Below are 21,213 nucleotides of genomic sequence, written 5' to 3' on the forward strand. Positions count from 1 at the left end.
CATGATCGCGATGGTTGCCTATGTCCCGAGACACACTCTGTTGAAGTTTCCTATGTCTTGCGACATGGGTTTCCTATGTCCTGAACCAGCACACTGCCGGGGGCACGCATCTCGACCAGGCTTTTCGCCTTCCGACCTGCGGTTTCTCAGCCGCAGGTCTTTTGCTTCCCAGGAGCCTCCAAGGCAGCCGAGAGCAGCCATATGCAGCCGTAGGACAGCGTTCTGGGGATATATGGGGGATGATCTTGGCGAGCTCTCCCCCGTCCCACCTGGGCATCGTCCCCTGATGACGTGGCCGACCCCGTCCGCGATACAGCGGTGCGATCGGATGCCTTCAAGGCGATGCTGGATGCCCTGAGATCGGTGGCGCGCTTGGGAGCGTAGGGAATGGCTACAACAAATCCACGGTGAAGCGCGCCTCTGCGAGGACGCCACGAGACGCCGCCCAGCGCAGCCGTCCGGCGTCACCTGCGTGACGGATGCCCCGCAACACCCAGGGCGGCAGAAGGTGCGGCCCGGTCACGAACATCAAGCTGGACGCATGGTCGCGGATGCGGCCGAGGTGTTTACCGCCAGAAGTGATACGCATCGGCCGGGAAAATGTTTGGGTGTATGCCATATGAGCAGTTCAGCTCGACGGTTCTACTACAGCCCTCTATCGTCACATTGATCCCATAGATAGTCGTCCTCAAGATCCAAGGATCCCGACTGATGGCGACCCAGGAACAGATCGCCGCCGCTCGGCGCACGATCGAACAGTTACGCGACCAGCATGCCAACGACGTGCGCAAGCTCATCGGCCTGCTGGAGAGCGGAGCGATGAAGGGCAAGGCAGCCGACAAGCTCATCAAGGACTGCCATACATGGGAAGCCGCGTATAAGAGCGCCTTTCAGCGGGCACTCGCGCTGGTCGAATCCATACCCGCGGAACCAGAGCCCGCGCGGCAACCGGGCCAGTGGCCAGGAGAGCCGTTTCTACAGCCCCCTAACGGGAACCTCCGGTGAGTCCATCTCCCAACCGGGTCGGCATCGACCCTGAGCTCATGACGCAGCTGATCGCTGAGATGAAACGCACCGAGCGGTCATGGTCTGAAGTAGACGCACAGCTCTACAACGCTCTGAGGTCGATCGGCACCAGCCTGCCCGGGCCAGGGCTGTTGCGGGATATCGGGTTCCAGATCGGCCGAGAGGTGCCCAGTCTCCAGCGCAGGCTTGACCTGATCGTCTCTACGCAGAAGATCGGGCTCGACAAGGGAGTGGTCTGGGCGGACGAGACGCTGTGGGCGTCGAGCTCGCCCGCAGGCGGCGCGGCGGCCGCCAAATCCGCCGCCGAACAGCTTCGGCAGGCGAGAAAGGACGCGGACGGCGTCAAAGGACAGAAGGTGATATCGCCGGAGACGCTGAAGCTGCTGGAAAAACATCAGCACGATCCATACTTCGCAGTCGCCTTAGCCAAGGAGATCCCACCCGCAGAGCTCAAGGCCATCCTCGGAGATCTCTACGACTCGGTTCGCAACCCCCTCGACGAGCGCCGGCCAGGGCCGCCTTCCGACAAGCTGGAACATCTGACGAAGCTGCTCAGCGTCACTCTGGGTACGGCCTCTCGGGGCGTCGGCAACATGCGACTACCCAAGGGCTACGCCGATGAGCTGATCCGCCATACCGACGGCATCGCGGGCCTGGAGGACGCCATCGTGGGCAAGCTCCTGCAGCACGGCGCCTTCGATGATGCGTTCCTTCTCGACCTCGCCAACAAGGTGTACGACAACGCTCGGAAGCCAACCTCCGAGAGACAGAACATGCTCGCGTTCGGCCCCGGCCTGGCCACCGCCCTGGCCAACAATCCCAGAGTCGCGCAGGACTTCTTCACCGATCCCGCACGCAAGCCCTTGGCCTTCCTGATACGTCAGACCTACTGGGGCGACAGAGGCGCGGCACTCGGCAAAGCGATCGAGGCAGCCAGCACGACTTACCGTGACCACGGCCAACCACCAGGAACCTCACGGGGATACAAGTCTGCTCTCATTGCGTCCTGGGCAGTCCACTTCTGGTCAGATGAAAAGGTGCAGAGGTCCCTTCCCGAAACCCGGCAAAGCTTCGCGCGGATCGTCTCCGACTACATGAGCGACGTTCACCGGGTGGCCAACAGCGACATTCTTGAGACGCCTGGCGTTGTGACGCTACCTGACACTGACCCGAACCTATCCGGCCATCAAGATCACGCCGCCAGATTCCATCGCGAGGAACTGAAAAGTGTACTGATCTGGGCAGCCAAGGAGCCGGACGCCTTCAAAACCGTTGTAGAGAGCAACGGAGAGTACAGCTTTCGCGTCCTAAACGCACGCGGGTCGGAAGTCGCGAACGAGATCAAAGCCGAGTTCGCCACTTGGCAGAAACAGAACCCCAACGCGACGGAGGCAGAGCAGAGTGCATACCGCCAAAAGTTGATCAAGGACACAATGTCTGGAAACCCAGGCGACTTCTTCAACGCGAAAGTAACCGCACTGAGCAAATCACTCTACTTCCTGGTCGACTCTGCGAATATGGCCAGCATCAACGAGGCAGACCGTAAGGACCAATGGGAGAAGGCTTTCACAGATGGTATAAAACGCACCACCAAACTTGCGCTCACCCCTGCAGGAGACGGCGTGAACGCTGTCTACGACTTTGTTGAGGCTTATGTGAGCGACAATCAGGAGCCCACCAGAGGAGAAAAGGCTCGCGATGAAGCAGCGGACAAGTTGACACAAAGCCAGAATCTGTTCAAGTTCCTGACAGCCAACGTCATGCTCCGCCATGGCCTGTTCGGCGATGAGAACGCGCCCGGTAGCAGCCACCCTCACGCTTTCGAGAACTCCGCCAAGCGTTCGACGGGAAACTTCCTCATAGACGGCCGCATAAAGCCGCCCGACCAGATGGATGCAGACGAGGCGTACGCGTACGACGAGTGGCTCAAGCATTCGACGGCCGCTGGCATCTTCAATAACACGGCCCAGGCCGTCCACGACGGCTTCAAACTGCCGTCATCTCGCTATGAAGCAGCGAAGCCATGAGAGGACCGTTCGTCACAACGCTGTTGGCAGTCGCTCTCTCTGTCGCGGCGTCATGCTCATCCTCACCTCCACCGCCTCCTGCGGATCGTCGTCCGCTGGGTAACGTGACAGCTCCTCCAGCAGAAGCAAAGTGCGGGATTCTCTCTCACCAGGCTATAGCGCGGGCGTTGGGCAGAGACGACTTCTACGCGAGCGGCTCCGCCTCGATCACCCACTTCTCGCACTGCGTCATCAGCAAGTCCCCGGCGCTTGAAGACAAGGCACTGCTGTCCGTCGAGCTGCACAACCCATTCCCCTCAACTATAGATGCCCTACAAAATTCTAAGGTTGCAGACAAAGGCACCGACCTCCCCACCGATGCCGGCCCCGGATATAGCGCTCCCATCACGGATACAGACGGAAACATCATCGGCGCGCAAGCGCGAGCCTGGACGCGAGACGTCACCAAGGTGCTCGATATCAAGATTGTCCGCGGCGGACCAGGCCGAGACCATAAGGCAGACGTCGTCGAGTTCGTCCGCCAACTGAAGCCTCTGCTTCTTGCCTAATATTCTCTATTGCCCGAATTGAACTATATGTCCCATCACCCTCGCAGAAGACCATCGCCTGCTCGCCACCCCGCGAGAAGCAGAACGGAAAAGCCAAGAAGGTAGAAGCAAACCGGCCGGAGGTGTAAAACCAAGCGGGACAGCGGCCCTCCGTGAAGGGTCCTGGGCAACAACGCCGTTGCACCACTCGTCTACCCGGGACGGGACACCACATTGCTACCCATAAACACACAGGGCTGACCCATGCCGATCTTTCCAGACGGCGCAGCCCGTTCAATAGTCGCGCACGACCGCTCGCTCGACCTCTTCGCCAACCGCTTCGAGCTGACCCGCCACGTCGTCACCCTCATCAACGACGACCCATCCCCGGAGCGGATCCTCTACCTGTACGGCCTCGGCGGCAACGGCAAGTCGCTACTCCTCCGGCACCTGGAAAAGCGCGCTTGCCTGCACACGGACCGCTGGCCGGACATCAGCGACACCCCCGACACCGGACTGCTCGACCGCCTCGCCGAGCACGGCCAACAGGTGCCGGTGGCCAGAATCGACTTCGGCGCCCGCCCGGCTGGCGAGAACCGGCCGCAGGAGGCGTTCTCGGCGCTGTTCATGCTCAAGCGCCAGCTGGCCCAGCACCGCATCGCCACCCCGCGCTTCGACTTCGCCGCCATCACATACCTGCACAAGCTGGGCTTCGACATCGCCCACCGCATCCCCGAGCTGTTCCCTCGCAACGAGGTGGACATCGCGCTCGACATCGCCGACGCCGTCCTGACGCTGCCGGTCTTGCGCGTCGGCCACCAGCTCCTACAGCTGCTCAACTCGCGGATGGACGAGACCTTCACCCGCCGCCGCATGCGACGCAGGGTCTCCCACGAGGACGCCGACCATATCCTGACCCTGGTCCCCGAGCCGGACCTCCTGGATGAGCTGCCACGGTTGTTCGCCCAAGACCTCAACGACGCCACCGCCGACCACCCCAGGATCGTGCTCCTCTTCGACACCCACGAGGCGTTCTTCGGCGAGGCCATCGGCGACGCCGACAGCCTCATTCACGCCGACAAGCTCATGCGCGACGAGTGGCTACGCTGCCTGCTCGGCCACCTCGACCTGAGCGCCGGCATCGTCGCCATCGTGGCAGGCCGCACCCGCCCGCCGTGGCCGTCGGCGCCCGTCTTCCCCATCCCCGAGCAGTACATTGATCACCGCCTGGTCGGCCACCTCACCACCGCGGACGCGACGCAGTACCTCACCCTCGCCGGCGTCACCGACCCCGCCATGCGCACGGCGCTCGTCACCTACGCCTCCACCGCACCGAACGAGGTACACCCCTACTTTCTCGGCCTATGCGCGGACGTGGCCCTGGCCGCCGGCCCCCGCCTCGACCCCGGCGGCTTCGCAGCACTGATTGACAAGGAACGCGACCTCGCCCGCCGCCTGCTCCAATGGACACCCGCCGAAGCCGAGTACGGCATCCTCGCCGTCAGCGCCTGCCGCTCCTTCACCGCCAACACCTTCCACCACCTCGGCCAAGCGCTCGACTTCCCGTCCGACCGCAGCGCCTTCGCCAAGCTGACCGCCTACTCCTTCATCTCACCGATCCGAGGCGGCACGACCAGCGGCACCGGCGCGTACACCATGCACTCCATCCTGCGACGCTCACTGCAACGCGTCCGCCCGGACGAGGTACGCAAGGCCCACGAAGTGCTGGCCAGGCACTACGGCGAACGCCAGGAGTTCACTGCCGAGCTGGAAGCCGCCTACCATCTGAGCCACCTCGACTCCGGCGAAGGAGTGGCAGCCTGGGTCGCGCTCATGGACCGCAGCCTCGCCACAGGACGCTTCGACCGCTGCCGCGCCCTGGCCAACCTCCTCAGTGACCTGCGCATCGACCGCGACGAGGACAAGGGCCGCTGCCTGTACCGGGTGGCTCGCGCCCATCTCGGCCTCGGCAACTGGGCCCAGGCCGAAGCCCTGATCGACGGTCTCCCCTTCAGTTCAGCGCACGCCGCCCTGGTACGCGCTGAGGTCGCCTTCTGCCGGGGCGACTTCGACCACGCCGAACAGCTGGCACACGCGGCCCTGGCCCTCACCGGCGAGGACGCCCGCGAGGGCTTCCTGTTCCGGCTGGCTGAGATCGAGCTGTACCGAGGGCGATTCGCGGACGGCCGCAGGAACGCCACCGAGGGCATGAGCACCTCCACCGACCAGGCACCGTGGCTCAAGCTCCTCGGCGAGATCGAATACTTCTCCGGCAACGTGGAACGAGCGGACACCCTGATCACTCAGGCCCTAAGGGACGTCGCCGCTCGTCCCATCCATCAGCGCGACCAGGCCCTGTACGCCGGCCTGCTCCAAGACGCGGCACTCGTCGCCGAAGCCACAGGCACCTGGCAGACCGCCCTAGACAGCCAGACCGAAGCCCTCGCCATCCGCAAGGCTTCAGAGGACGCCCGCGGCATCGCCCAGTCCCTGCACAGCCTCGGCAAGGCCCGATGCGGCCTCGGCCAGGTGCGGGAAGCCGCGCAAGCCCTCGCCGAAGCCGGCCGCATGGCCCGCGACCTCGGCGACGGCCTCCTCGCCGCCAAGGTCACCCACAGCGAAGCCGACGTCCGCCGCGCCGAAGGCGACGAGACGGCCGCATGGGAGCTGACCGTGCAGGCGTTGCAGGAGTTCGAACATCACGGCACTCCATACGACGTGGCGTCGGCCTGCCTCTCCCTGGCCCGCCTCGCCCCGCAGGGCCGGAAACGCGTCCAGTACGCCGACCGCGGCCGCCGCGCCATCGCCTGGGGCGGCTTCGGCGTTCTCACGCAGCTCTTCCCGGACCAGGCAGTCCCGCCCGCGCAGCGCATCCTTAACGGCCTCACCGGCTTCTGCTGCGGAGACGCCCTCGGCGTCCCTTGGGAGGGCAAATCGCCCCAGGACATCCACCTCACCGACACGATCAACGCCCGAGGAGACTGGCCGCTCGGCAGCACCTCCGACGACACGGAACAACTCATCCTGCTCGCCCGGAGCCTCATCGACACCGGCGGCTCAGAGATGGCCTTCCTCCAAGCCCTGGCCGCAGCCCTTCCGACCATGCGCGGCGCCGGCCCCACTACTCGCAGAGCGGTGGAACGCTTCACGACCACCGGAGCAGCGACAGCCGAGGGCGGAGCAACCAACGGCGCCATGATGCGAGTGCTCCCCATCGGCTGGGCCATGCCCGCCACGCAGGACGACCGCCGCCGCGACCTGACCGTACGCATGACGAGAACCACCCACGCCGACCCGCGCGCCCTCGCCACCGCCTGCGCAGTGGCGGCCATGGGATCGTGGGCGCTGGAGGGTTGCCCCGCCGAGGACCTCATCGCCGTCGCCTGCGAAGAGCTGGATCATTTCGCGATCCCCATCCCCACAGGATGGGTGCCCAGCCCAGGCGGGGTGTCGTTGGACGTCATGGACACCTTGGGCGCGATCCTCCACGTACTGCACCTTCACGACGATCCGGTACAAGCCATGCGGTACGCGGTCAGCCTCGGTGGGGACACTGACACCGTGGCTGCAATCGTCGGAGGCATTCTGAACTGTCGCCAGGACACGGCGGACATCCCCTGGACACCGCAAGTCGCGCTCCCACCACAGCTGAACACCCTCGCCGAAGGACTGCGCGCCACGCGGCAGGCCGCGCATGGCTGACTTCTGGATCATCGGTCCCATTGCCTGGGATCTGGCCCTGTACGTCGATCACATCCCACCCAGCGGCCATTTCGTCCAGGCCAGCGAGAGCGTCGAGCGGCCCGGCGGCACAGGAGCCAACGTCGCCGTCGCGCTGAGCCAAGCAGGAGGCCGCGTCCACATGGTCGGCTACGTCGGGGACGACGCCGCCGGCCGCAACATGACGACGACCCTCACGGTAGCCGGGGTCGGCATCGACCATGTCCAGGTGTTGCCAGGGCACACGTCCTCAGTCGTCCTGCTCATCGAACCGGACGGCGAACGTACGATCATCGGCATCCACCCCGACCTGTTGCACGCCATCACGATCCCCGTCGATGAGGTCGCCCCCGGAGACATCGTCTACTTCGCCGCCTGGCACGCCCCCTTCACCATCCCAGCCGAGACAATGGCAGCCGCAGGAGCCCTCGTCACCAGCGTCCCCCCGGGCACGACCCCCGCCATGCGCTACCTGATCGGGTCCCACAACGACTTCTCCACGATTCCCGAGGACACCACCGCCATCGTGACCGAGGGGGCCGAGGGCGTCACCGTCCACTCATCAGGCGAGCGCACCCACTACGCGGCCATCCCCACAGAGGCGGTGGACGTCACGGGAGCAGGCGACGCCTTCGCCGCCGGCTTCCTCTGGGAACTCGCCCAAAAACGGACCCTCGCGGAAGGCGTAAAACTGGGCCTCACCTGGGCTGCCACCACCGTTCAAACGAAATCGTCCATGCCGAACACGGGCCTATAGCTATCCCAGAAGAGCACGGCACGCCTGGTTGCGAATCCGATGCTCAGGACGGGACGGCGGGAACAGCTCATCGCACCAACCGACGTACGGCGAGACCTTCCGCGGCTCACGGTGCACGTGTCGACGCTCCTCCGCACGCTTGGGACGAGGCGCCGGTGCCTTCCGTTCGACGTGGCTGCTCGCGGGAGGCGGAACCGGACGCGGCACAACCGGTGCTGCTCGTCGGCGCTTCCTGTCGTTCTTCTCCGCCTTGTGACGCGGCTTGGGTTCCGCCGAAGACGGCGGCTTTCCAGGCGCCAAGCTGGAAGGGGAGGAGGTTGGAGACTGCGAGGAAGGAGGGACGACCGTCTCAGCACGGGGGGTCGGCATCGCGACGACCGTCGTACGAGGCGTGGAGCTGTTGGCATGCCACGAGATCGACCAGACGCCGACGCTGATGCTCCCGAGCAGCCCGGCGACGATCACGAACCGCGGCAGCCGAAGACGCCGGCCACGAGGAGCGGGCGGGATCGGGGTTGCGTACCGTCTCCAGCCGAGCGAGTCGGACGCGGCGGCGGACCGGCGCCGGTCACGTATCGGCAGACCATACGGCGGACGCCCCACTCGGCGCGGCTCTTCGGAGGGGTTCTGATCACTGTCCATGGTCCTCCTCTCGCGGCCCGTGCATGCCAGGGTGGCGCAACGTGACGGGCTCCAGCGGGAATGACTCGGGTGTCGAAGGTCAAGGCCCCGGCCAGGCCGGGGCCAAACCTGTCGAGAACGGGATCAGTCGTCCAAAGCGTCGTTGATCTTGCCGTTGATCTGGTCCTGCTGCCCGTCCATGCACTTGGCATAGACCCGCAGGAGGACATCGACGCTGTGGCCGGCACGCTTCGCGACCTCGACGGCCGGGACGCCCGCGTTGAGCCAGAGCGAGACGGCCGCATGGCGCAGGTCGTACGGGCGGGCGGCGAGCGACGAGGTGACCTGGGCCGGAGTGAGGGCGAGCTTCCGTGCCTCCTGCCAGACGTAGGAGTGCGCGGAGCTGGAGTAGGTGCCACCGGTGCTCGTACGGAAAATGCGCCCATCCTCGGCAGTGCCGTGCGTCGCGATGTGCTCCTGCAGCAGTTCGACGAGGACGGGCGGGATCGGGATCTCTCGCGTCTCCCTGTCGGCGCGGTGCTTGAGACTGCGCGACTCGTGGGTATCACCGGAGTTCGTCCACCGCTTCGTGCCCTGCGGCCGGGCCTTCTCCAGCACGATCAGCCCCCATCCCTCCTCAGGCAGCGTGCAGTTCCTCAGCCGCAGATCGGCCGCCTCCTCAGGCCGGAGCGCCGCGTAGTACATGCAGGCGAACAGCGCCTTGAGCCTCGGGCCTCGCTTGCGGCCGACCTTGGGCACGGCGTCCAGGAGGAGCCGAGCCTGAGCGGGATTGACGACCGTCCGAGGATCGACGGACGTCACCGCCTTCGGCACCAACCACTTGATGCCGTCCAGCGGGTTGGTGCCGAACACCTTCTGCTCAACCGCGTGCTCCAGCAGGTGGTGCAGGACGGCACGCTTGCGGCGCACGGTGTTCGCCCCAGCCGGAGTGCCAGCGAACGTGACCGAGATGGCATCGAGCGCCGTGCGCAGCACGTCCGCCTCCCCCAGCGCCGTCAGGGGCAGCGACGCCCCTTCCAGCCAGCGCAACGCCGCGGCCTGCGACGGGTCCAGCGCGACGCGCCTGCCTTCCGGCAGGAGAGCGTGAATGCGCAGCACCTCGCGCAATGCCTCGGCAGCGGGGCGGCGAGGAGCGTCCTTGACCAGGGCGGGGATCAATGTGAGCAGCGCGTACGCGTCCGTCTCGCGGGTCCGGGCCGCCGAGGAGTTCCAGCGCCGCAAGACATACGCCTGCCCGAACTCCAGGAACGACGGCCCCTCCGGTTCAGCCGCCACCATCGACACCGGCAGGCCGCTGGCAACATCGAACTCCTCCCCCGTTTTCGCCGCCTGCCGCAGGTCCGACAGGAAGGCGTTGGCCAGCCCTTTTGTGCGGAAGCTCTTGGACTTCCCCTTGCCGGCCACCCGCCAGCGCGCGATGAAGGCGTTGGCACGCTGCTGCACCTGGCCGAGCCTCACGTCGTACGTGGTCTTCACTTGCCCTCCCGCCGCGCGTCGAGCCAGGTCATGAGGTCGCTCCGCCAGACGCGGAGTTCGAGGTTGGGCAGTTGGACGCAGACCGGCGCGCGGCCCAGTTCGCGCCAGCGGTAGAAGGTGCGGCGGGAGACCCCGCCCAGTTCGGCGCAGACCTCCGGCACGGTCAGCAACTGGTCGTTCCTGCTCATCGAGGACCACCGCCGACGCTCGGGAGGGGGACGCCAGTCAGCGCCGCTGCGAGGAGCTGCTCGCCCAGGGACAGCCCCTGTCCCGCGTACTGCCAATGGGCGACGACCAGAACGGTGTCCTCGTCGAAGAGCGGCAGGCGCCCAGTGGTGATCTCTTCGGTACGCCGGTGCTCCTCGCGGGCGGCACGCAGGGCGCCCAGCGTGGTGGAGTAGCGGCGGCTCTTGGTGGAGAAGTGGCCGCGGAAGCCGAGCATGTGAGCCCAGTGGATGAGCCGGAGATCGGCCAGCCCGGAGCGGTTGCCCAGGCGCATGCAGGCGGCGATCAGCCGACGGGCATGCTCCCGTACCGGCAGAGCGTTCAGGTCGTCGAGGGGTTGGACGCGCCGATCCAGCGTGCCGACGCACTCGGCCGCCTTCGTGGCGTATTTAGCGATGTACGCGGCTACAGCCTGGTCGGTGAGATCTCCGTCCAGGGTGATGCGACGGCTGTCGAGTTGGGTCCCCCACCGGAAGGCACGCCCCAGAGGCTTGACCTCTGCTGTCACCGCGGCGGCGGCGTGTTGGACAGCCTGGTCGAGGTCGTCAGCGGTTGCCCAGGCCGGTGGCGGGGTGTCGGGGCCGTTCGGTCCGTCGAGGCGGATGACGGCGTGGAAGTGGACGACGCCGCGGCGCTGGTATTCCGCGACCTTGGCGAAGGCGATGCTCACCTGGCTGCGCATGGCTTTGACGGTCAGGCCGTTCAGCCTGGCGAAGCGGCGGCGTAGCGCGAGGGTGAAGCGCCGCCAAAGCTCCGGGCTGATGGCGTTGAACAGGACCGATCCGTCGTAGTCATAGCACTCGGCGCACAACGGCTCCCCGAGCCGCGGATCGTCCGAGCTGTGTCGATCGGTGCAGGACATCGCCTGCCCGTGCGGGCAGGTCTCGGCGTTGCGGCGGGCATGGCAGGGCAGGGTCTTGCCGTTCTTCTCTCGCCGCGTATGTACGGCGCCGAACGACGGGGCGGTGAGAGTGACGAACAGACACGGGTGCGACTTGACCGTCTCGGGTACGCCCTTGCCGCCGACAAGGCCGGCGCGGACGAGCTGGTACGTGTCGGCGCGGTAGACCTCGGCGCAGGCCGGGCAGCGAGTGACACGGCGGGTCTTGCACGGCACCCGCAGGACGCCGTTGGGCTCGGTGGTGGTGCTGTAGCGGTGGAGAAGTCGGCCGGTGGCCTGGTCGTAGTGTTCGACCTTGCCGCGCAGGTGGATGGGCTGTCGGCAGCCGCCGGTGCGCTTGATCTGGCAGGCCCAGCGGTCGTAGTCGGGGTCATGGAGTCGGGAGATCATCCCAGCTATGGCGTGTGGGTGGTGCAAGATGGCCGGCGAGCTGCTGCTCATCCGCCGGTCCGACAACGACAACTGGGCCCTACCCGGCGGCGCCATCGACCTCGGCGAGTCCATCCCCCAGGCAGCCATTAGGGAGACTCTCGAAGAGACCGGGATCAGTTGCGAGATCACGGGCCTGGTCGGCACCTACAGCGACCCGAACCACGTCATCCACTACACCAGCAACGACGAAGTTCGGCAGGAGTTCTCCCTCGTCCTCACGGCCCGACCCGTCGCTGGAGAGCCGACGCCGAGCAGTGAATCCCGAGAGGTCCGCTGGGTACCGCGGCACCAGGTCGGCGACTACAGCATGCACGACTCCATGCGTTTCAGGATCAGCCACTACCTCCATGGCGGCAGTCCGCACATCGGCTGAGCCAGTCCGAGCCAGTAGCGTCAAGCATCAACCGCGACGCCCGCAGCCGATCCGGCGATATATCCGCCGCTCAGACCGCCCGGTTTCTCGTTCTGATCCGAAAGCGTCGGCCCCGCCCCCTATCGTTTCCGGGCATGACCCAGCCACCCGATGTGACCGCCCTGCGCGCCCAGTTACCGAACGCGTCCCCGGCCAAGGCCTGGATGGCCGTCCGGCAACTCGTGCTGCGCTCGCGCAACGCCCAGGCGCTCGATCTGGCCGCCGACTACGCCGAGATCGCGCAGCGAACCTCGGACGACCTGCTCAATCTCTGGCACCGAGCGCTCGATCCCGATGGCTTCGCCGAGCGCGTGCTCGCCCCCGCCTTCATCGCCGAGGGCCGCACGAAGCTGAGCCTGAGCAGGCGCGACTCGCTCACTGGACTGCGCCATCTGACCATGCTCGACACCCTCGCCCTCGAAGAGTGCAAGAAGCTGACAGACCTGTCCGAGGTGGCCGCACTGACCGGGCTGCGCGAGCTGGAGCTGGACGACTGCGGAAACGTCAGCGACCTCAAACCCCTGTCCGCGCTCGCCGGGCTGACGAACCTCCGCATCGCCCACTGCCGCAGGGTCGCCGACCTCTCCCCGCTGCCCGCGCTGCGCCACCTGCGCCGGCTCGACCTGACCTACTGCCGGTCCATCAACGACGTCAGCGGGCTGTCGGGGCTGCCCGCGCTGACAGAGCTGAACCTTTCACACATTGAGATCAACAGCCTGACAGGGCTGCGCGACCTCCACTCCGTCACCAAGCTGACTCTGGACTGCCCCCGCCTCATCGACCTCGACGGCATCGCCGCCATGCCCGCACTCGAGACGCTCGGGCTCTACGGCTGCACCGGCCTGAAGAGCCTGAGCGGCCTCGGCCACCACCCCCGGCTGACGACCCTCGGCCTGCCGCACGCCCCACTGCCCGACCTGCGCCCGCTGTCACGGCTACCCGCGCTGACTTCGGTGACCATCCAGAGTCACCAGCGGCTCGCCTCGCTCGACGGGCTCGAGGGCCACCCGTCGCTGGCGAGGATCTCCCTGATCTACGCGACCGACCTGCGCGACTTCTCCGCGCTCGCCCGCATGCCCGCCCTGCGCGAGCTGACCGTCCAAGGCCTGAACCAGCTCACCGACCTCACCCCGTTCTCCGGGCTGCACCACCTGGAGGAGCTCCGCCTGGTCTACGTCCACAACCTGCGCACCCTCGGCGAAAGCAAGCTCGACCTGCCCGCCCTGCGTACGCTGGACCTCGGCTCCTGCCACCAGCTGCGCGATCTGGGCCAGGTCGCGGCCCTCCCGTCTCTCAAGGAGGTCCGGGTGCACAACTGTCCCGCGCTGCCGCACGGGCTCATCCTCAAGCTGAAGGCCCGGGGCCTGCTCGTACGGAGCTGAGGTCCCTCGGAAACTGCCGTCTTGGCCTCCCGCATGGTTCCATCACATGATCCAACCTTCAGACTCGACCGCCCTACGCGCCAGAGTTGTCCACCGCGTCCCCGGCCACCGCCTTGAAGGCGATCCGGCGACTCGCGCTGGGCGGCCGAGCAGCAACAGCCCACTCTGTAATGCATCAACCGAGACTTCCCGCGCGTCCTAACGACAGAAAAGCCCAGGTCAGAGCCATGTTTGGTCTACTGGATGAGACTTTTCTCTACGGTTTCAAGCCGCCGCCCTGCGGGCGACGGCGGCGCTGAGGGCGGCCGTCGCGGCCGGGCGTGCGGCTCTTCGGCCGGTCCCGGCTGCGCCGCCGCCTGCCGCGCCAGAGGCAGGACGACGGGCAGCGCCCTGCAGCGGTGAGACACATGCTCAGGAGCAAGAAAGGGCGGGCCGGCCCTGATGGCCGCCAAAGCGCCGACTGTTCGTGCATGACGCTTTTTTGCCTCCGGTGGGGAACTCCACCCCGAGGTGATCGGGCGCTGCAAGATCCTCGACGTCTCTAGTTGATTCCGCCCAACCTCACGACAGAGAGTACTGCCCTTGAAAAACAGAGAGGCTAGCGGTAGGGCATCCCTCCCGATCGGACACCAGTTATGGGCGTTAAATACTCCACACCTTGTCCAGCGCTTCCTCACCCAACCGGGCACCGCGAGACGCTATCTGATCGTCCAATGGGAACTCGGCTACATTAGCCGACCACGACTCAAGCTCCGGGTCAAAATATGCGCTTCCGCTACGAAGAGCGGCCAACTTGATGGGCAGCTTAGCGTTTCCGAGATCGTTATTTAGTGCGTATGTAAGTAGCGTGAGGTTTCCGATTGAGTAGACGGGATTCTTTGTGTTGTCCGTACCCAATGACTGAGGCTTTATGTGTTCAATCGACCACGTCTCAAGATTCTGCCCAGCCGGCAACAACTTGTGCGACTTGGCGAAAGTCATAAGAACGTATGCTACAAAAATCTTGCGTGATCGCAACTTCTGCGCCTGGTTAAGTCGCAGGGAGGGTGCATAGAAGATTTCTTCAAACGCCTTGGTGACCAGACTGCGGCTGGGAAGACTTGATCGCAGTTTCGCCCTCAAATCCTTGATCGCGACTGCGACTTTATCCTTGTTTTCGGCCTTTTCAAGGAGAACCGCGAATCTGTTATAGCGCCCGCGCGTTCCGCCAGTTGACCCGCTATTTGTCAGGGCCGTGAATTGGAAGTGGAAGTTCTCCAGGAGGCGCATAACCTCGATAAGCCGGGATCGGCTTAGGAGATTCGTTTCTTGGTATTTTCGGGCGGCAGCAAGCACGGCTGAGTTTGCCACCGAGACGTTGAAGATTGCAAGTGCGCGAATGCTATCAACGACCTCCGGAACGGCGAGAGCGTTGCGGCTGCCTCCGTGCTTAGCCTGCTGAACCTGGACATGCTCCTGTTCAAGCCATTCATATGTCGAAGAATCCACTTCGAGCTCTTGCAAATAAGACAGATGTTTCGTGGATTCTGATCCCACCAGACTGCTAATCTTCTTGAATAGCTCTGGCTCGGTGGCTGCGTCGCGGCGAGAGTTCCAGGACTGCCAGATAAACCGGTCGACTACATCATTACTGGTACGACCATCTTGCACTCTATTGACGATGCTCTCCCAGCGCGTAGCAATCGCCTTTCGGTCAGGAACATCCCTGGCGCCGCCCCGAATTAGCAAGTTTTTCACCAGGTCGGAGAGTAGGAGATCGGCCCCTCGCGTATTTAGGGTCTCGAAGATTAGGAACCCATCTTCCTCTGAAGCTAGTTCCACCTGGATTACCCGAGCCTTTAGGACGTTCGCCCTAATCGCTTTGAGTCGGTCAACCTGCTCCTCGGCAGATCGGCCACTGAGGACGTTTATTATTCTACCCTCGAAGAATTTCCTTGCCTCTCCGATGCGCTGCGCACTGCCATTCCATTTAACGCCGGAGGGAATCGCGCTCGGGTTCTGAATATGTTCGTAGAACATAGCCTCCGGGCGGACCAAGACCCGATGCGGGACACCATCATCGTCGGTCGCAATAATGTATTTTTGTGTGGCATTCGCCTGGCTCTTTGCGGATAGCGATACGCCTTCTGTCGCATCATTCTTTTTGCTGACATCCAGCAGTGCATCGCGAATCACCGATAGGATGATCGTGCTCGTCGTGAGGCGCTGCTGGCCATCGATGATTGAATATGTATCGTTGAACAATTCTCTTTTTTGGCTTACCCATGTTACGGTAGAACCGAAAAAGAAATCGCCTCGTGCTAGAACAACATCATCCCAAAAATCTTCTAGCTGGTCTGTAGACCAGCTGTACGGACGCTGAAAATTCGGGACCTCGTAGAGACACTGTTGAAAACAGGTCTGTATAGTTCTTGTTTGGCTCTCGACGGGAATTAGGTCAACGTTGACTACTGGCTCCGGCATTCCTACTCCCTCGACGTGATGTGGCGTCTGCTTGTATTACTCATGCTCCCGGGGCTACTCGAAGATGTTCGGAACAGGAATGCGGTTTACGCGACGGTTCGAGTTCCAAGCAGCAGCAACGGCTAGGTGGGCCGCCTTGAGCCGGCCCTTGGTGCCGTCGAGACGGGTGTTACCGTTTGTCGCGATGGTCTGAATTTTCGCCTTGAAGGAGAGGGGATCGCCCTGACGTTTGAGCTTCCGCGCTAGTTCCAGGGGTTTAACCACGTCGGGATGCCGGTTCAGCACGATAGCGATGCCACCGATGGTGACGGAGTGCCACGTGTCAGGCGTGCGACCCCAGGCCTCCTCAGCTACGGCGAGCGACTGATCCAGGATGTTGGGGCCGTACTCCTTAACAACGTCAAGGATTCCCTTGATACCTCGCACCGCGTTGGTGGTGCGGCTGCCGACCTTGAGCTGATGCTTCTCAAGAACAATGTTCGTGTCTACGAACAGCGGGTGCCCAGCTAGAACACCGATCCTGAACTCATCCGTCGGACCGACCTTCGAGGACTCCTTATTCTTGATGATGAAGAGAGACGCCTCGTTCGCCATCGACAGGCCGGAGTGGATCTCACAGGTGATCGTCTGGACGTCCTCACGGACCTTGTCCCTGACGTTGACGTTCCCCGCCAGAATGAGCTGACAGGCGTAGACGCGGTGCATTCCGTCCACCGCATACTGGCCATCATCACGCCGCGAGAGGATCGGCGTCCCGAGCGCGGTTGGGACCAACTTCTCAGCGATAGCTTGCGCACGTGCCTTGTTGAGGCTGCGCTGTGCACGTGGATCGAACTTGATGGCCCTCGGATCCACCTCGACATACTCGATCGAATGGTCTGAAATATCGTAGCTGTAGTCCCTATTGGACATAGGCCCCACTCCTTTCGTGTCAGCATCCCAGCGGGGATGACGGCGACACAGAGTCAGCTCCCGGATGCGGGAGACGGCGCTGAAGCATGACCAGGCTATAGAACAATCAGCAGCCGAAGGGGCATGTTTACCAAATCCACCTTACCCGACCGCTCCGAATGCAACGGCTACGTGGCGCACGCTTGCGCAAATGGACATCTCCTCCGAGATCATCTCAGCGAGCATGCGGATAACTCCAGTCGGCGCCCGCGATTAAGATGTGGCCGCCGTGGGCGCCATGTCAGCCTTTATCCCAATTGCACTTTTTCTTATGACATGAGGAAGTGACGATCGCCGACTCCGACGCTCACCGTGCGGGGCCGGGGCTGTTCAAGTGCGTCCTCGGGAGGAGATCGTCAGAACCCGGAAAGCCAAGCGGAGGCGCCGGGCGTTGGCTGACCATGGGAGTGGAGGAGGTCTCATGCGAAGAGTGATCGCGTGCTTATCCCTGGTGCTGCTCCTGTCTTCCTGCGGCGAGGGCCGTCAGGCCTCGCCCGGTAGGTCCCACGGCCTGTCGCCTGACGAGTTCGACGATCGCGCCCAGGAGGTGGCGGAGCACTGGCAGGGCTCGGCCCACGACTGCGCCTGGCGCAAAGGGTTCGTCGCCCTGGGAGTTCTGAACCCACAAGGATGGAACCACGTAAGCCAAATCCCGGCCTGGGTGAATAGAAGCTCGCACAACGGCGCCTGGCAACTGGCAGCCAAACTCCCCACCGACTCCCCGGATCGCGCCGACGTGCAATGGCGGACGGCGGGGTCTCATAGGTGCCGCTCATCACAGCGGCGAGCGCGTACGCGGAGTTCAGCAAACCGGATGACCTCATCGAAGACGAGTGCCCGGCCAAGGGATGCCGCCCGCTCCGGGTGCCCGGCGCCCGGCTGGGCAAGTCTCCCACTGGAGACCAGCCGCGGCACGATCCAGGTGCCGCCTGGCTGTTCACCGTCGAGGGGTTCGAGCAGAAGAAGGTCCATGTGGCGGTCGACCCCTCAGCCGTCACCGCCCGTCCCGAGCGGGTGCAGGGGGACGTCGAAGAGGTGATGGCGTTCGACCTCGTCGCCGGCAAGCCGAACGAACTGCTTCTTCGGTATGGCCATGGCGCTTGCGACACCATTCACGGGGCACGTGCGTACGAGACCGGCCGAGTGGTGGTCGTCGACGTGAACGAGAGAAGATCCAACTCCGTTGAGGTGTGCCTGGACATCCTCAAGACGGCTACGATCACCGTCATGCTGGCGCGACCACTCGGCGACCGCCTCGTGCTCGACTCCGGCACCGGGCTACCAGTGCCGCGGGGACTGCACAGGCGCTGACGGTCGGCACCGCAGAGATGCGAGGGCTGTTTGGCGGATTCTTAGAAGTCGTCGAGCTCCTCGGTGACCTTTGCGCCGATGTGGCGGGCCTTATCCGTCACGCCGCCCTGGTGCCCCTCCTGGGTGGTCAGGATGACCTTGAAATCTATGAGCTGGTGGTCAGGAATTTGCGGATTGGCAGGGTCCAGCGTCTTTGCAAGCTCCTTCAGCAGCTGCCAGATCTGGTCGCGGTTCTCCGGTGAGGTGATGCTGCGGTTGGACAGTTCGACTGCGTACCGCTTGTAGACCGTGGAGCCCTGGGTCACCTCCGGCGTAGGTGTGGGTGGGGTGACAGGTGTGGTCGTCGATGGGCCTGTCGGCTTGATCCTAACCAGTGATGGTTCGTCGTCAGTCTTCTCCGAAGGTGTCGGCGTTGGGGACTCCGGCTCGGAAGTCCTACGCCGGAGGGACTGGCTGATCGAGTTGATCTGGATTTGCCCCGGCGAGGCCACCGCAAGACGGTTGGCGTCGGAATCTACGAGCTCCCAGTCCTTTGTGACGAGGTCGAAGATGACGCGGCGGATCTCGTCGGTCGATGGCGCCAAGGGGAAGCTGGGGTTCTTATAGAAGGCCTGAACGAGCTCGCGTGGGGTCAGGGCGCGATCGAAGGTTTCCAACAGGGCGGCGACGTAGTCAGCAGCGAGGCCACCGGGCTGGGTCGCTCGGCCGTCGATGACCAGTTGTGCCCAGACGTTGTCGCCACGAAGCGCGCTGCGGGTATCTTCGTCGAAGCGCCTGAACTCGACATTGAGGCCGCCTGCACGCAGCAGGTAGGCGTAATGCTGGTAGGCCTTGGCGACGTCCTGCTTCAGCTTCCCCTCGACCTCGGAGAGCTTGGCGCCTGCCTCGGTCAGTTCATCGTCGGTGTCGTCGATCTGGCGGATGACGTAGCGCCACGCGAGGTACTCCCCTGCACGCTTGCGCGCGACGTCGCGACGTTGGGTGTTGACGCACGCCACGACGCAACTCGCGGCGTTATCGACGCGCAGTCCCTTCGGGCCCAGCCCGAGCAGTGCTTCGATGTCCGCGCGGCTGGCAGTGTCCTTGCCGTTTAGCAGCGTCCATCGCCGTGGATCCAAGATCACAAGACGGTTGGAGGTGGAGTCGACTCCTTCGAAGATGACGTCCAAGGCCGCTGAGTCGTCGGCGGGCCGGTCGACCAGCGTGACCTCGTCAAAGGGGCCTTTGCTCGCCAGTTTCTGAGCGAATTCCCACATGAGCGCGTCGCGGTCCTCGGGCTTGACCAACGCCATCGCGGCGGTGAAGTACATCCGCAGGGTCTGCTTGATGGATAGGTAGTACCGAGCCGGTGCATTTGGAGGGCTGTAGACCTCGAGCGCGCCCAAACCCTCATCGCTGGTAAGGGCATTGAAGACCTCTTCGGCCGCCGTGAAGGCTGGGGCCCCATCACGGCCGGGCTCGAAGATTGCTGCGAGCAACTCTGCTTTGGTGGCGCCGCGTCGTCCCTGGGCGCGCCCGACGAGCGAGTAGCAGAACAGTGCACTGGCCATCCGAACCGCGGGAGCGGGCTGGCCAAGTGTGATACCGCTGCTTGTGAGGATTGCGTCCACGCTGACCGCGCGTCCGCCGGTCCCGTCGGTACTGGTTACGTCGGTTCCGGCGACCGCGCGGTAGCCCTGAATGGCGCGGTCGTTGCCAAGAAGCAGACCCGAGGAGAGCAGTTGCTCGAGAGCGACGGTCAGGGGGATGTCACCGACGCTGATGAGTGCGGGCGCCCAGCGCCCAGCGCGATGCTCGGTGACCCAGTGCAGCGCGGTGCGCGCGAAGATGGCAACGGTGGACCGGACCCGCTGGAAGCCCTGCACCTGGGACCACTCGTCACGCACCACCCGCATCAGCTCGGGGTGGAACGGGTAACTGCCGCCGACACGGTCCGGCAGGCCCACCGTGCCACGGTTGGCTCCGAGTTTGTCGAACACTGAATCGCGCCAGGACCCAGCGGCGTCGGCGACGTACTGTTCACCGAGGGCTGTGGTGGGCAGCTGGCCATCGGTCGGCACTTCAAACAAGCGCCGCCGGATGATGGAAGCGAAGTCCTGCGCCTCGGTAACGGCCACCGTAGTCCCATTGCGGACCAGGCGCTGGGCAACGTAGTCCCGAAAGTCTTCGGCCTGAAAGGGGTAGCCGCGCTCGTCAAGTTCGGAACGAATCATCACGACCACAAACGCGACCCGGGGAACGTCGTCGCAGGCGTCCATGAGCGCATTGAGGAACGCCTTCTCACTGGGCATGGAAGCCACGTGCTCTGCGTCGGCAAGCGCGAGAACATAGTCCATAAGCTCGTCAAGCAGGATGAGCACGGGGCAGCCGGCGTCGGTCAGTGCCTGCTGGATGGTGGCCTTGTTGGGTCCCATGCTGACCCAGTGGTGATACCGGTCGAGGTCTCCATCAACCAGGGCATAGATAAAACGTTCGAACAGATTAGTTGCCGGGCCGAAGGTCTCAGTAGGCTTGCCGGGCGAGAAGTAGTCAGCGGTGAGTGTTATGGCCTGGGAGCCACTGAGGTTCACCTCAGTACCCGCGAACTCGGCCTCGCGCCTGATGAGCTGTCCGAAGGCTGTGGAAAAGAATTCCTCGGGCTTGTTCGCCATATGGTGAAGACCGACGAGTGCGTGTGACTTCCCCCCGCCCATGCCCTGGTCAAGGTGGAACAGCGCGGCGGCATCTGCGTTACTCCCGAGCCTCCGAGCGATCTGGCTGAAAAAGCCGATGAGATTCGGCGTGGGCTGGGTGATGTCGATGTAGTAGTCGACCTTGCGATAGGGCACATCAACGGTTTGGTAGACGGCCTTATGCAATGACATCTGCAGCTCACCAACGGAGCCGTCGGAGGCGCGGACCTCCGGACGCAGGGTTAGGACGTCCGCCCAGTGTTCGGTGGCGCGTGGCTGAGTGCTCATA

Annotated in this window: 14 protein-coding genes; 8 read left to right on the forward strand and 6 right to left on the reverse strand. The window is 64.2% G+C overall.

Features of this window, described 5'->3' with window-relative positions; translation table 11 throughout:
- The first annotated feature begins 711 nt into the window (after positions 1-711).
- The 5 genes from AB0C27_RS34005 (at position 712) to AB0C27_RS34025 (ending at position 8,057) form a co-directional block, all read left to right on the forward strand.
- Positions 712-1,005, forward strand: coding sequence for a hypothetical protein (locus AB0C27_RS34005; RefSeq protein WP_357852514.1), 294 nt, complete (start codon positions 712-714; stop codon positions 1,003-1,005).
- Between the two features lie 38 nt (positions 1,006-1,043).
- Positions 1,044-3,053 carry a hypothetical protein gene (locus AB0C27_RS34010; RefSeq protein ID WP_357852516.1) on the forward strand — a complete coding sequence of 670 codons (2,010 nt, stop codon included), beginning with the start codon at positions 1,044-1,046 and terminating at the stop codon, positions 3,051-3,053.
- A 167-nt stretch (positions 3,054-3,220) separates the two neighbouring features.
- A complete protein-coding gene (locus tag AB0C27_RS34015) occupies positions 3,221-3,601 on the forward strand; it encodes a hypothetical protein (protein WP_357852519.1) in 381 nt (126 codons plus the stop codon).
- Positions 3,602-3,844: 243 nt separating this feature from the next.
- A complete protein-coding gene (locus tag AB0C27_RS34020) occupies positions 3,845-7,282 on the forward strand; it encodes an ADP-ribosylglycohydrolase family protein (RefSeq protein ID WP_357852522.1) in 3,438 nt (1,145 codons plus the stop codon).
- Complete coding sequence (locus AB0C27_RS34025; RefSeq protein WP_357852525.1) at positions 7,275-8,057, forward strand: carbohydrate kinase family protein; 783 nt, start codon at positions 7,275-7,277, stop codon at positions 8,055-8,057. Before AB0C27_RS34020 ends, AB0C27_RS34025 begins: the two co-directional genes overlap by 8 nt.
- A gap of 765 nt (positions 8,058-8,822) precedes the next feature.
- Here AB0C27_RS34025 and AB0C27_RS34030 read toward each other — a convergent pair.
- From AB0C27_RS34030 to AB0C27_RS34040, 3 genes are read right to left on the reverse strand one after another with little or no spacing between them, the layout of a single operon-like run.
- A complete protein-coding gene (locus tag AB0C27_RS34030) occupies positions 8,823-10,175 on the reverse strand; it encodes a tyrosine-type recombinase/integrase (protein ID WP_357852528.1) in 1,353 nt (450 codons plus the stop codon).
- The gene (locus AB0C27_RS34035; RefSeq protein WP_357852531.1) at positions 10,172-10,363 is read right to left on the reverse strand and encodes a helix-turn-helix domain-containing protein; all 192 of its coding nucleotides are present in this window, start codon (positions 10,361-10,363) and stop codon (positions 10,172-10,174) included. Before AB0C27_RS34035 ends, AB0C27_RS34030 begins: the two co-directional genes overlap by 4 nt.
- The gene (locus tag AB0C27_RS34040; protein ID WP_357852534.1) at positions 10,360-11,691 is read right to left on the reverse strand and encodes a replication initiator; all 1,332 of its coding nucleotides are present in this window, start codon (positions 11,689-11,691) and stop codon (positions 10,360-10,362) included. The genes AB0C27_RS34035 and AB0C27_RS34040 overlap by 4 nt, the downstream gene beginning before the upstream one ends.
- Before the next feature lie 7 nt (positions 11,692-11,698).
- Here AB0C27_RS34040 and AB0C27_RS34045 point away from each other — a divergent pair, with 7 nt between their 5' ends.
- The gene (locus tag AB0C27_RS34045; RefSeq protein WP_357852537.1) at positions 11,699-12,106 is read left to right on the forward strand and encodes an NUDIX domain-containing protein; all 408 of its coding nucleotides are present in this window, start codon (positions 11,699-11,701) and stop codon (positions 12,104-12,106) included.
- A 134-nt stretch (positions 12,107-12,240) separates the two neighbouring features.
- A complete protein-coding gene (locus tag AB0C27_RS34050; RefSeq protein WP_357852540.1) occupies positions 12,241-13,527 on the forward strand; it encodes a hypothetical protein in 1,287 nt (428 codons plus the stop codon).
- Between the two features lie 642 nt (positions 13,528-14,169).
- Here the strand turns inward: AB0C27_RS34050 and AB0C27_RS34055 are convergent.
- Together AB0C27_RS34055 and AB0C27_RS34060 are read right to left on the reverse strand one after the other, a co-directional pair.
- Entirely contained in the window at positions 14,170-15,990 is a 1,821-nt protein-coding gene (locus tag AB0C27_RS34055) for a DUF262 domain-containing protein (RefSeq protein ID WP_357852542.1), read from the reverse strand.
- A 54-nt stretch (positions 15,991-16,044) separates the two neighbouring features.
- Positions 16,045-16,902, reverse strand: coding sequence for a DUF6551 family protein (locus AB0C27_RS34060; protein WP_357852545.1), 858 nt, complete (start codon positions 16,900-16,902; stop codon positions 16,045-16,047).
- A gap of 804 nt (positions 16,903-17,706) precedes the next feature.
- Between AB0C27_RS34060 and AB0C27_RS34065 the strand changes: the two genes are divergently transcribed.
- A complete protein-coding gene (locus AB0C27_RS34065; protein ID WP_357852548.1) occupies positions 17,707-18,252 on the forward strand; it encodes a hypothetical protein in 546 nt (181 codons plus the stop codon).
- A 41-nt stretch (positions 18,253-18,293) separates the two neighbouring features.
- Here the strand turns inward: AB0C27_RS34065 and AB0C27_RS34070 are convergent, their stop codons facing one another.
- The gene (locus AB0C27_RS34070; protein WP_357852550.1) at positions 18,294-21,212 is read right to left on the reverse strand and encodes a DUF499 domain-containing protein; all 2,919 of its coding nucleotides are present in this window, start codon (positions 21,210-21,212) and stop codon (positions 18,294-18,296) included.
- Position 21,213 lies beyond the last annotated feature (1 nt).

The organism is Nonomuraea sp. NPDC048882, from assembly GCF_040649755.1.
GTDB lineage: Bacteria > Actinomycetota > Actinomycetes > Streptosporangiales > Streptosporangiaceae > Nonomuraea > Nonomuraea maheshkhaliensis.

Coding starts and splice junctions, on each gene's coding strand:
- AB0C27_RS34035 (WP_357852531.1), bottom strand. CDS start 10,363: ATGAGCAGGAACGACCAGTTGCTGACCGTGCCGGAGGTCTGCGCCGAA.
- AB0C27_RS34040 (WP_357852534.1), bottom strand. CDS start 11,691: ATGATCTCCCGACTCCATGACCCCGACTACGACCGCTGGGCCTGCCAG.
- AB0C27_RS34060 (WP_357852545.1), bottom strand. CDS start 16,902: ATGTCCAATAGGGACTACAGCTACGATATTTCAGACCATTCGATCGAG.
- AB0C27_RS34010 (WP_357852516.1), top strand. CDS start 1,044: ATGACGCAGCTGATCGCTGAGATGAAACGCACCGAGCGGTCATGGTCT.
- AB0C27_RS34020 (WP_357852522.1), top strand. CDS start 3,845: ATGCCGATCTTTCCAGACGGCGCAGCCCGTTCAATAGTCGCGCACGAC.
- AB0C27_RS34025 (WP_357852525.1), top strand. CDS start 7,275: ATGGCTGACTTCTGGATCATCGGTCCCATTGCCTGGGATCTGGCCCTG.
- AB0C27_RS34070 (WP_357852550.1), bottom strand. CDS start 21,212: ATGAGCACTCAGCCACGCGCCACCGAACACTGGGCGGACGTCCTAACC.
- AB0C27_RS34050 (WP_357852540.1), top strand. CDS start 12,241: ATGACCCAGCCACCCGATGTGACCGCCCTGCGCGCCCAGTTACCGAAC.
- AB0C27_RS34005 (WP_357852514.1), top strand. CDS start 712: ATGGCGACCCAGGAACAGATCGCCGCCGCTCGGCGCACGATCGAACAG.
- AB0C27_RS34055 (WP_357852542.1), bottom strand. CDS start 15,990: ATGCCGGAGCCAGTAGTCAACGTTGACCTAATTCCCGTCGAGAGCCAA.
- AB0C27_RS34045 (WP_357852537.1), top strand. CDS start 11,699: ATGGCGTGTGGGTGGTGCAAGATGGCCGGCGAGCTGCTGCTCATCCGC.